This is a genomic window from Aliterella sp. E5.1 (assembly GCF_057473825.1).
Genome location: NZ_JBYCCV010000105.1, coordinates 1 through 12,038 on the forward strand (window position 1 = coordinate 1; position 12,038 = coordinate 12,038).

General features: G+C 42.2%; 11 protein-coding genes. 2 read left to right on the top strand and 9 right to left on the bottom strand.

What is annotated here, in order from left to right:
- Positions 1 to 458: 458 nt before the first annotated feature.
- On the bottom strand, positions 459 to 1,880 hold the full coding sequence (locus AC2VE5_RS21075) for a DNA methyltransferase (protein WP_486889643.1): 1,422 nt from the start codon (positions 1,878 to 1,880) through the stop codon (positions 459 to 461).
- Between the two features lie 468 nt (positions 1,881 to 2,348).
- Here AC2VE5_RS21075 and AC2VE5_RS21080 point away from each other — a divergent pair, with 468 nt between their 5' ends.
- Together AC2VE5_RS21080 and AC2VE5_RS21085 are read left to right on the top strand one after the other, a co-directional pair.
- On the top strand, positions 2,349 to 4,067 hold the full coding sequence (locus AC2VE5_RS21080) for a hypothetical protein (RefSeq protein WP_486889644.1): 1,719 nt from the start codon (positions 2,349 to 2,351) through the stop codon (positions 4,065 to 4,067).
- A 794-nt stretch (positions 4,068 to 4,861) separates the two neighbouring features.
- Complete coding sequence (locus AC2VE5_RS21085; protein WP_486889645.1) at positions 4,862 to 5,038, top strand: hypothetical protein; 177 nt, start codon at positions 4,862 to 4,864, stop codon at positions 5,036 to 5,038.
- A 223-nt stretch (positions 5,039 to 5,261) separates the two neighbouring features.
- On the opposite strand, the gene AC2VE5_RS21090 is transcribed toward AC2VE5_RS21085, so the two are convergent.
- The 8 genes from AC2VE5_RS21090 to AC2VE5_RS21125 all read right to left on the bottom strand — a co-directional run.
- Entirely contained in the window at positions 5,262 to 5,840 is a 579-nt protein-coding gene (locus tag AC2VE5_RS21090; protein ID WP_486889646.1) for a hypothetical protein, read from the bottom strand.
- Positions 5,841 to 5,977: 137 nt separating this feature from the next.
- The gene (locus AC2VE5_RS21095) at positions 5,978 to 6,229 is read right to left on the bottom strand and encodes a hypothetical protein (protein ID WP_486889647.1); all 252 of its coding nucleotides are present in this window, start codon (positions 6,227 to 6,229) and stop codon (positions 5,978 to 5,980) included.
- 51 nt (positions 6,230 to 6,280) lie between these two features.
- Positions 6,281 to 6,583 (bottom strand): hypothetical protein, encoded by a 303-nt coding sequence (locus AC2VE5_RS21100; protein WP_486889648.1) that lies wholly within the window; start codon positions 6,581 to 6,583, stop codon positions 6,281 to 6,283.
- Entirely contained in the window at positions 6,580 to 6,963 is a 384-nt protein-coding gene (locus AC2VE5_RS21105; protein ID WP_486889649.1) for a RusA family crossover junction endodeoxyribonuclease, read from the bottom strand. The genes AC2VE5_RS21100 and AC2VE5_RS21105 overlap by 4 nt, the downstream gene beginning before the upstream one ends.
- Positions 6,957 to 10,802 carry a plasmid replication protein, CyRepA1 family gene (locus AC2VE5_RS21110; protein WP_486889650.1) on the bottom strand — a complete coding sequence of 1,282 codons (3,846 nt, stop codon included), beginning with the start codon at positions 10,800 to 10,802 and terminating at the stop codon, positions 6,957 to 6,959. The genes AC2VE5_RS21105 and AC2VE5_RS21110 overlap by 7 nt, the downstream gene beginning before the upstream one ends.
- Complete coding sequence (locus AC2VE5_RS21115) at positions 10,802 to 11,026, bottom strand: hypothetical protein (protein ID WP_486889651.1); 225 nt, start codon at positions 11,024 to 11,026, stop codon at positions 10,802 to 10,804. Before AC2VE5_RS21115 ends, AC2VE5_RS21110 begins: the two co-directional genes overlap by 1 nt.
- Positions 11,027 to 11,269: 243 nt before the next feature.
- Complete coding sequence (locus AC2VE5_RS21120) at positions 11,270 to 11,449, bottom strand: hypothetical protein (RefSeq protein WP_486889652.1); 180 nt, start codon at positions 11,447 to 11,449, stop codon at positions 11,270 to 11,272.
- Between the two features lie 241 nt (positions 11,450 to 11,690).
- Positions 11,691 to 12,038: hypothetical protein (locus AC2VE5_RS21125; protein ID WP_486889653.1), on the bottom strand; the 348-nt coding region annotated here is incomplete at its 5' end.

Genomic DNA, 12,038 nt, shown 5'->3' on the forward strand with positions numbered 1-12,038 from the left:
TGCAACCAGACCACAATCATCCAACTGAGACCACATTAATTGCAACTATAAGTTTATTGCTTAAAACCATGTCTCTAACTCATATCTAGGGAATGGTATATCAGAGAAGTCAATGAACTCGTTGCTAATTTCGCATATATTGCCGTAGATAAAATTACTGAGTTCTTTAACCTATGAAATGACTATTTACGGCTGCGTAGCAACTTGTCAATTTTCAGTAAAGAAAACGCTCGTTTTATTGCCTTAAGTTTCTGCTCATTTTCTAGTTGCAGTTAATTTGGTCTCAACTCTATTATTGTGGTCTGGTTGCAGTTAATCTGGTCTTAGTTGGATTTAATTCGGTCTCAAATGCAGTTATAGTTGCAGTTAATCTGGTCTCAAAACAGCGATTATTGTGGTCTGGAGCATTTAGTATTGTGGGTTGCTACACTTAAATCTTAAGTACCCATAACAGAATTTCAACTTACTTTTATCTCGTCTATATTATTCGTGAAAATATTTAATTGTTCGCTATTTCCTTGTTTTTCAGCAGACTTAAGAACCTCAAGACTCAAAGGAATATTAAGACGCTTGCCATCTTCTAGAATCTCTTTAATAGTGACAATCTGAATACAGGGATAGTTTCTGCCCATAACTTTATGTTGATAGAACCCGCAAGCATTTGCTTCCTTAATCGTTTCAGAAGTAGGGGTTTTCAATGTAATGAATATAGCCATAGCTGCATTTTCACGGGTCATTGTGCCATAGAGGTCACGGATATCACGCGATGAGACATTGCCTGATTTAACTTGTAAAACAATTTTCCTATGCCCTTGACCTTCTTCCAAAAAATAAGCAAAGCCGTCGATACCCCTGTCTGCCCCTTTTTTCTGGTTAATGGTAGCGCGGTTCCTTGAATAGGTAAGAATTGCCCATTTTTCAAATTCTTTGCGGGTACGGTCATCGTTACGGGTAGCCAGTGCAACAGCCGATTTAATATCTTTAGGAATTCCATTAAGTTTAATTTGATTTGATACGTCACTGCCAAAGGCTTTTTCAACTCGTTTAATAATAAGGCTAATACTTTGATAAGTAATATCAATCCCTATCCATTGATGATTTGAGCGTTCAGCTACAGCTACTGTAGTTCCACAACCGCAGTAAGCATCTAGTACGATGTCCCCCTCATTAGTACTTGCTTCAATAATTCGTTCTAAAAGAGCTTCAGGTTTTTGTGTAGGATAACCGAGACGTTCTTTTGATGAATTGTTGAGCTTGTCTATATCCCAAACATCATCAATAGGACGACCATAAGACATGGCTTCCTCTAAATAACGCTTTATTCTCTTTCCTTTTCCTGCATCAGATAAAACATACTTTTTTCCATAAGAATCTATCTGAACTTTCTGTTTTCTTAAACGTGCATATTCGTCTTCTGACCCCCAATTTAGCGCGTAAGAATTAAACTTTTGGACTGGGCATTTGCTATAAAAAAATATGACATCGTGGCGACTGCTAAAAGATTTTTTCAGACGAGCATTCCATCCAGAATAGTGCCAAATAATTTCATTTTGAAATTCTCCGCTTTGTGAACAAAAAATTGCATCTAGTACTAGCTTCAAATAGTGGCTGGATGTTGGGTCACAATGAAGATAAAAGCTACCTGTAGATTTTAATACCCGATGAATTTCCACTATTCTGAGTGTGATACTAATTAGATAAGCGAATAAGCTTCCCTTACTTAATACCTTTAATAAACCTGCTATTAAATCAATAATTTGAGCAGGAAATTTACCTTGATAATTATCTATAATTTCAGTAAATCCTTCTTCAGCAAGGCTGTTCCACTCCCATGTATCAATAAAAGCTGTACAGTAACTTTTTAATTGTCGTGGAGACAAATTAGTGTCGTTAAAGCAGCTAAGTTTAGCTCTACTGGTTTTCCCTTGGAACCACGTTTAACAATCCTTTGCAGCTGATGATAGGTTGTTAAGCAAACTCTCTACAATCCGGCGTTAGAGCGACTTTACTTAACGACACGAATTTGTCTCAATGTCATTTAATTTGGCACTGTACAGCAGTTATTTCTAGAGAGGCTTTGCCCGGACTAGGTTTTATTGCAAATTATTTAGTTATGAAAATATGTATATTTGGTGCAATGTGGGACTTTGTTTACTGCTGCAACAACTCATCACTTTTGTAAAGTTATCCCTAATTTTATCTTCTAGGAAACACTAAAATAACTTGTCAACAATTGTTACAAAAACTACTGCGTTTGCAAAAAGGAGAAGTGCGACGCTGAAGGATTACTTACAAACCAAAATTTTAGATTTTGCAGTTTGTAGACCTATTCTATTGAGAATGTTTTTATGGATATCACGAATTTTTTGCCCAAATCGCGCCCATCAATTCGAGAGTTGATTGAATTTAATCAGTTACGAGATCTCGAACGTATTCCAGCTTACATAGATATCGAAAAATACTTGCCGCTACTCAAGCAGCGCATTTCAATTTTGATTGTGACTGATAAAATTACATTCAATAACGAAGATTTTGGCTTGAGCATGATGATTGCCGCACTCGAAGAAAACTTCTCTTCGAGCATTTATTTTGATGTGAAGAAGGCGACACGTGAGGGGAGTTTTTCATTCACTCCCGATCCCGACTCAAAGGCTGGCTTTCCCCACTACACCGGTTTCCGGTTCAATAGCATTCAAGATGGTAATCTCATCATCAATGAATTCGACCAAATTTGGTGTTTTGGTCTTCAACCGGGTAATGGTGCTTTCACTGATGCAGAGGTGACCACGAATGCACTTTACGTTACAGATGCAGAGTTAGCCGAACTTGCTCGCTGGATGAATGAACGTAAAGGCGGTATTTTTGCTACAGGCGACCACGCACATCTCGGAGCTAGTATGTGCCACCGTATCCCGCGGGTAAGTACTATGCGAAAATGGCTAATTGCTGATAATCCACCGACCTTTATTGGCTACGACCGCTTCGATACAAATCGACCACGTAACCCTGCTGATAATAATATTCCAGACGCAAATCAAACTGATGTAACACCGCAACCAATTGAATGGATTCCTGAGTACGAAAAACGCGTTGGATTTTCCAAAATTGAAAAAGAGCCGCATCCTATCATGTGTGGGGGTAGCCTCGGTCCGATCGATGTTCTCCCAGATCACCAGCACGAAGGGGAAGTAATAGAAGATAGTCAAGTTGTTTTAAACAACACATTTAACTTTACCGCCGCAGACGCAACAGTTTATTCAGGTTTAGAATACCCGCAGACTGGTGCAACACAAACGAAGCCGAAAATTATTGCGCGTGCACACACCCTGTCGGAACCGCCATATTCGTTCGAAAAAGGTCCGACACCTGCACGCAATTTTGGTTTAGTGGGTGTTTACGATGGACTAAAAGAAGGTGTTGGTCGCGTTGTTGTAGATTCCACCTGGCATCACGAACTCAACATCAACTTGCGAGATATTGCTAACGATGTGACCACAAACAACTACGCCAAAATTAAAGCCTACTACCGTAATATCGGACTGTGGCTTGCGAACAGTGAATCGAGCTATAAATTCTTTCGTAATGCAGTATGGAATAGCTTTTACACTTATCAAGCTTCCCAGGAATTATCGGTAGCGGGGTCAGTTTTGGAAGTTGGTAAAAGCTTCAGTGAAATCTTGAAAAAATTACTTTCACCCTGCTTAGTGACAGAGTTCATTCTTGACTACGTGCCTAGGATACCAGTTGATCCATTTCCGATACCAATCGATCCAGGTCCTTGCTTAGTCTGTCCGCCTTTTGAATTTTTCGAGGATGTCATCTTAGGTGAAATAGTACTAGCTATGCAACCAGTTTTTGTCAATACAGAGCAGGTACGCCTCAAACAGTATCGAACTCAATTTGAGCCTGATATTAAAGCAATTAATCGGGCAATCATAGTTGGTGTTGAGAAAGGATTAAAAACGGCAGCTCGTTTCTATGCCAACGAGCTTAAAAAAGGCAAGGAGGTATTGGCGGCAATTGAAAAAGTTCAGCCATCATGCGTGTTGAAAGAAATACTATCTTGAAGTATGTTTGTGCGGTCAATGAAAGACAGCGCCTTCTCAAAAAGCGCTGTCTTTCGCTTAAAGCTTTTAATATGGGGTTATTTGTATAAACCCTCGAAAAAGGTGATTAAGGATTTTGATCTAGTTTGTTCTAGGGGGGGGCTTTACTCTTGCATTAGCGCATAACCAATGAAAGCTATGCGTTTGGGAGAGTATCACTGCTCCTTAAAGCATTTAAGAATCGCTTTTTGAGACACTGATTCGATACACAATATAGGTGAGCCTCAAAAAGTAGAGTTTTTGATACATATTTTGCAAGTGAAAAGCGTTGCTGGGAGGAATTTCAAGGATGTAATACCAAACCTCTTTTTTTTCTAATCCCCCTTTCCGAGGGTTCTTACAAAAAAACCCATCTAAGAATGTCCACAAAATGTAAACAATTTTCTGCGGCGATTTCTTCGTGATGCTCTCGCAACTACAGCCAATAAGAACAGGGTTCCCTACCCCCACAGCAATCCAGGGCTTCTCTACCCAATCTTGCCTGCGATCGCTTCTTCAAATTTACTTACTGATTCTTTATGTCGGTTGATAGATGTACAGTAACTTTTTAATTGTCGTGGAGACAAATTAGTGTCGTTAAAGCAGCTAAGTTTAGCTCTACTGGTTTTTCCCTTGGAACCACGTTTAACAATCCTTTGCAGCTGATGATAGGTTGTTAAGCAAACTCTCTACAATCCGGCGTTAGAGCGACTTTACTTAACGACACGAATTTGTCTCAATGTCATTTAATTTGGCACTGTACAGCTGTCCCCCAATTGTTAAATGTCACTACGCTACCCCAGGAAACCGGGCGCTGGGTCGCTCAAGTAAATGCCAGTGGTTTTCTAGACGGACCTAGTTTTAGGAGCATTGGCTATGGGGATACTGAATTTGAGGCAATCGCTTCTGCTCTTGAGAGCCTAGCACGGATGTATCGAGACTATAGGTATTGAGCCGAGAAGTATGCAAAAGCTGAAAATTCATGCCAAATTTAGGTAGGAATTTTTCTATAAATTTTCCTCTGACATGAGCATTCAAACTGAAAGATAGCCCTTCACTTCTCTTTCCATTGCTGCCAGTCGGGAGATTAACTGGCGCACTGGCTTCGACCGAAAGCCGTGTACTAACCTATTTTGGGAAACTTTAGCTTTCCCATCTGGTGTTTTTGGACCCGTGCTATGCGTCCAGGGACGCTGCTGACGAATTAACTCCGATTGGCGCTGACGCTGTAATTCTGTCCAGATTCTCGGCATACAACGATGGCTCTAGTTGGTTTTGATGCTTTACTGGTTCCATGCTCAGAACGTTTTGTTGGTTTTTGATAAACGTAGTAGTACGCCGAGGATTTTTCATTTCTGCCAAAACTCCAAGGGTGCGCTGACACTGCTTTTGAAACCTTAAAGCCATATTTGTGTAGCGCTCTATTTCTACTGAGTGGGTCTGGGAATTCGCTACTTGCAACCACTTTAAAAAGGCTGCATGGAGGACTTCGGCTTGCACTAAAAAAGTTTCCTCAATACTGCTCAAGTTACCGGACTTGATTTGACTGAGCTTTTCATTAAGCTCTAAGGTCATTTCGCCAGCACGATAATAAAACTCCACCGCGCCCAGGTGCTTTTCATCGTCCTCTGCCATGTCCGCTATGATTGCTGCGGATTTTGTTAGCCCTGGAAGTTTCTGTTCTCCACTTTCCCAAAGAACTTTGCATTGCTCGTCCGTTCGTTCCGGGAGGAAATGCCATGCTGAACTAACCATACTACGGAGCCTCGAACTCAATTTTTCCTTGCTGAACTGCTTTTAAAAAGTCAACCCCCATCTCATCAGCCATTAATTTAGTATATTTGTACTATACAATTTACACAGGTGAATTGCTATAGAAGTAGTTATATTTTTTACTCATTTGTTGGACGTTCTCGACTGTCAGCAATATTTTTGAGTTGCTTTAGAACAACAGAATGATCTGTTTTAAACCGCATTTTTACCAAAGCTAAAATTGTTTCTTCTGGGAGAGCAACGAGCATTGATTCAAAAATCCGGCTGGCATCTCCCATAAGTTTTTTGTAAGTATCTTCATTTATTGAACCTTCAACTAGCCAGGTTTCTAAAAGCCTTTCTAGTTCACTAATAATTGGAGAGTAACCCATACATATTCCACAGCAAAGAACTTTTAGAGGTTAATCCTACCACCTATCTCTTCAATGCTTTGTTCTGCGATCCAAAAACTCATAAGCCTGCCAGTTGGGGTCGCTCCAAAAATCAAAATCTTGAAAGTTAATCTGCTCTTGTAGTAAATATTCCAGCGCCTCCTCCAGGGTTTTAAAGGCTGGTAACATTGCAACTTCTTCTCTACCAGCGCCCCTAGTGTCAAGATTAGGAGTGCTAAGAGCTACCTTCCACCCAGTAGTGAATTTTAAAATTGTTAAATGCCCGTCAACTTTTTGCTCGGCTAACGTTGTAGCTGCTGTCATTAATTCTGCTAATTTGTCGTTTGAGTTCATGATTTTAGCTCCGTAAGTATAAGTTCACTGATCGCAATAGTTGCGCCACACTTGCCGTTAGTGGTATGAGTTACCACTAACTTAGGGACGCAGCTTAATCTGTCGTTTGTTAGTACAGAAGCTTCAACTAGAGCATCCAAAACTGCCCCCGCTAGGTTATCTAGGTCGCCGCGATGGGAAGAACCCGTTAAGGCGATTTCGACGGCAACTGGGGCTGCTATTGGGAAGCTGTCTCGACTACCCAACTGGCATAGCAGTTCTAAGACTGCATCGTGTTTCCACTTTCTGTAGGCATCAGGCAAGTAAGCATGACCGTTGCTTACGCGGGGTCGTGCCTTCGGTAATACTCGACCGTCAAGCCAAAGGTTAAGAATCAACATATTCCTCCAGAGGCGATGATTGAGCGCAATTCCCCTGGTGTGAGAATTAACATCAGCGTTTGGAGTATTCTTATTTGTGCTGTGGCTGGCGTAGCATTCCAGACCTGTCGCCAGACATTAGACCCATAGCTCTCAAAGGCCGACAAAGCCTCCTCAAGCAGTTCGCGCTTTGGCGATTCGGCAAGGATTGGCAAGTATTCCTGACCCATCCACTGCATTTCATTAACGTCTGGGGGAGGGTCAGGAAAATTATTACTTTGGCTATAAGAGTCCTCTAGTAGAAAAAGTAGTAATTTTTTGAACCGGGAAATGTACCCTTGGCTTACTCCCGCGATTTGGGCGATCGCAGCTTGGTTTATCTTCTGCCCAGCGTCCAAAAGTAGCCGAAGCTTTCCTTGAATTGCCAGTTTTACCTGCTCTACTTTTGTGACAGTAACGCCTTGAGTTAATTGGGGTGTTTGTAATTTTCTAGTCGATGGATCACTTAAAGATGGATCGCTTAAACCCTTTAATATATCTATAGGCGTTTGGTGATCCATTTGTTTAGAGCTTGTTACATTTCTAGTCGATGGATCACTTAAAGATGGATCGCTTAAACCCTTTAATATATCTATAGGCGTTTGGTGATCCATTTGTTCAGAGCTTGTTACAGTTTTTTGTTTAGTAGCTTCAGCATCTCGTAGCAGCCAACGGTCGAAAACTTCTCCCCGGTCGCTGGGAGGGACAAAGTTATAAATCCTAACTCTTTGTCGCTTGCCCTCGCTGTCAATTCCTTTTTCAATAAACTGGGGTTCTCCCCTTGGTGGTCGTTTAAGCCTAAACCCTAGTGTCTGATTGAGAATATTTTGCACGATCGCCATAGATTGACTTTTTGGAGTTATCATTACTCCCAGATAAAGCTTAAGATCCCTGGCACAGGCTAGGGCAGTAGTTGCAATCTGCTGTATTTCGGGACTGTCAGAAGTCCAATCAATGCCGGAGACAAGAAGCTTATCTACCCCTAAAGCTTTTAACGCCTTGACCTTATTCGATAACAAGACACGGTTAGTATCAGGAATCCACGAACGCCCATCAAGAGCGATACTTTTAAACCGTTTCTCATCGCGGTCACTTAAATATTGATTGCCAACAGTTAGGTAGTAGTGTAGCTGTAGATGTGGATGCCAGCCATCCCAGTCTTTGAGAGTAATATCTACAGTTGGTTGGGTTAGATAACGCTGTTTGATTTCGTAATTGACTTGGGAACGGCGTTGTTCTGGGGTTTTGGTCTTTTGAGACTTGAGATTTTCGTATTCAACTTCAGACCAAGGGGGGTCTACTTCCACTACCCTCTTTGCTTCCTCCTCTGTCAATTCGTCCCTAGATTCTGTGATGGATTCAGACAAATCTTCTTTTGTTTCTAGATCGAGTTGAGACTCTAGCCGTGAGACTTTACAGCCTTCTGCTTCTAGATCCGCCAAAATAGTCCCTCGGTAATTATGAAAGCCAGCATTGACGCGACTAGCCATCTTTAGAAAAGTTTCTAGTGCGGTTGGATTCATTTTGACGCTGCCGGACTCATCGACAGTAACTCCAGCATTGAGTAAGGAATTAGAGTTAGCTTTAAACTTCTTCAGTTCCCCATCACGCAAGGCGGCGGGAGATGTAGCCCCATTGCCGATAAAACTGAAAGGCAAACCTCGCTCAGGCATACAGACATGGCGGGGGACTTTAGTGTCTCTGACTCGTCCAAGTCTTTGACGTACATTATTGGTCGAAATAAGTCCAGAAGAAAAGTCCCACGCTCCCGCAAAGTGATTATCGAGGTCGATAGAAACGCCGCTCTCAAGCACAGGACTAGAGATGATTACATCCCATTGAGATAAAACTTCGTTTAGATTGTCAATGCACCTATAGGCAGGGTGGTTGGGATCTGCGATTGTTTCTTTATCAATCCTTAAAATTCGCACATGAGGAAACTGTTCGCTTAACATCTTCTCTAAATTTTGAGTCCCCCACTTACTTGTGACCCTTTGCCCTTCACTGAAGATAATATGCTTGCCACCTTCATTTATCCTCTTGCTTAAACTGGCGTACAAGTCCACAGAAGTTGGATAGCTGAAAACAGAAGTGCCTGTTTCGCTTTTGTAATTGCCCAAAATTACGTAAGGTTGTAAGTCTGGCTGCCCTGCTATGCCCTTAACAAAATCAATACTTAAGTCAGACATATCCGCATCGGCAAGGACAACCCGACCCAAAGAATCACTACTTAACGCTCCAGTGAGTAATGCTTGAATTTCTTTTAAGATAGGAAGACGGTTTTTTGTACAAGTAGCACTGTTGAGCGTGTGCCACACTACCGATTCACATTCGTCGATTATAACTAGAGCATCGCCCCAACTATCCCCAATAAACCCAACTTCACTTTGGGGGTGACAAGAATCGACACACAAGGCAAACCCGTAAAGCTTTCCCTCTGGTGTAGCGCCAAGTTCAGTTTTGTAGGGCAATTTAAACCGTCGCGCCAGTTCTCGACCTAACTGCTCTCTATAAGTCAGCACAATTACAGGCTGCCCGTTCTCGTAGGCTTGCTGACACAACAGAGAGATCGCCTCAGTCTTCCCGCTACCCTTGGGCGCTTTAATCACACCTAGCTTGGCATCATCGGGGATATCGACGTTTCCTAAATACTTGGTCGAGATGACAATATTAGGTTCGTAGCTTAGTTGGTTAAACGGGCTGGTCTGACACGCCGACAAAGGCAGGGCAGAACTATAGATTTGCCAAAATTCATCAACTCCCCTCGCCAGGATAAAGTCATCTACGCCTTTTTCTGGACCAGGGAGACTGATTACTCTAACGTCACATCCAAATGCTTTAAATAGCCGCCCTAGTTGGCTGGTGGCAATATTGACATTGCGGATAGTCTGCTCTTTGAGGTCATGGTCAAAGCAGATGTAAATGGGTCGCTTTTTCTGAGCGATTACTTTTAAATCTGGGATTAGGTGAGGGGCGATTTTGTTGCCTTGGGCATCTTTGCTGCGGTAGCCGCCATAAATTCCAGGTAGGGCGATCGCAGTGCATCCGGCAGAAAGCAAACAGGCTGCTTTTTTTGCCCCCTCAGCAATAGTTATGGAGACAGTATTGTCGTTAAGAACCGATTCCCAAAAGCCTTTGCCGTCGTCTAAGTAGCCAAGTCTTTTAATTCCTCGGCTATCAATACATTCAGATTCAGTCGAGTGATTTCCGGGTCGATCCCATACTGCTTGAAGTAATCGATCAACTTCTGAATATTCCCCTCGTTCACAAGCTTCGTAAAGCGCTCTAACGCTTCTGGAGTCGCTCGATTCCGCTCTGTTTGTAGATCCACTTGTTTGAGCGCCTTCAACGCAGTCCTCATATTCCTGTTTGATGAAGATGAGGGCGCTTTTCCAAAACCTTTGAAACCACGCTTCATAAAAATCCCCTTTTTGTTTTTTAGCAATCCGCCAGCTTTGTGAAAGAGATACTTGGAGAAAGAATGCCCGTGTCTCAACCTGGGGAGGGTGTTCATATTTGATGAATTTCCCTGGCTTCCGATAATCTTCTTTAGGACTGTCAGGCTTCAAACTCCCCCACGCCATCGGCTGCCAGTTGTTTAAGGGATCAAGACCAGAACAATACAAAGCCCCAGCTTCAGAATTAGCGTATCGGTCTAAATACTTTGAAGCCAGCCGACCAGTATTAGTACGTTCTAGCTTTTCTGAGTAGCAAAGGTAGCCATAAATGGCTGAACTCTTAATGCTTTGGAAGTTTAACCGGGCGATGTCTGGGTCAATGCAGCTATTACGTAACTCGTTTTTATGTCTTAGGGTAAGCATTAATACTCACCCCCAACCAACTCAAACTCTTGCTGGATGTACCACAACCACCAATCAATCTGCCTGCTATGGTCGGGATTCCAGGGCAAATCGATTAACTTGTCTAGATGTGAAGGCAACGCGGAGTAAATTTCAGGACTTTCCTCCGGCTGCGCTGACAGATGTAGCGAAATATTTTTGGTAAGGTCTACCCTATTTCTAGGTGAAATTGGTAATCTATACATAGCTACTGTTTCTTAGTAGTGGGTACATAAGCCACATCTCCTTGTGGTAGGTACACTCAAGCCCTCGCCTCGTCATCCTGTTACAAGCAGGATGCTTTTGGCATTTAGGGTATTGAGATTGTTTGTTGGTAGGGGCTGGAGTGCTGCTTTTGCCGCCAAGCTTTGGGCAGCGCTCAATAGCCTTGAGAAATTAACTATTGGTTTTTGATGACCAAAACATCGAACTACAAAACCCTTAAAAGCCTATGCTACTGAGGGTTTTGTAGTTTTGAGATATTCTCGAATGGCATTCCTTGCTAAAGCAGTTTTGCTTATTCGTTGGCGCTTGGCTTCTGCCAAAACCTTATTATGGGTTTCTACGTCAAGTCGAGTTCGGATATGTTCGGTCAAAACACAGGCTTCGTCTAGTCTATGGGCTACCATAATTTTACTAAATGCAACTAGGGTGGACTTTTGAAATCAAAAAAACGTTCGCTATTCTATTGCTTTTGGGCTTTTGCAACAGTGTGGACTTTCTGCCTGTGCAATCGCCTTGGTTCGATTGAGTCAGATTCAAGTTGCGCGGTGCAGGCATCGAGTTCCTTGATTTGGGTTAGGAAGTTTGGCATATCGTTTTTGAAGGACTCTTTACTTACAAAAGCACAGAAAACCAGTTACCTTGAAATTAGGTAGCAAAAAAGTTTTTTGTAACGATTTCGTTACATTTAAAACGTCCAAAACCTTTTGGCGATTTGAGCGGCTTAGGAACTTTTTTCCCTTTCCCTGTCATGAAAAAATCTCCATTGGGCAATAAAAATGCTGATTGCAACTCCTTACAACCTTCTATATCGCGATCATGTTTATTAACTTTTTTGCGATGGGGACCCCAGCAATCCTTGTCAAATTTAGGGTCTTGTCGAGCCATGGTAGATGCCAGATCATCAAGACAATCTTCCGGTGATTCATACCATGAATAATGAGGCTTGTTTGTTTGATGGTTATCAGAAGGAATTAAAGTAATTTCACGCTCATC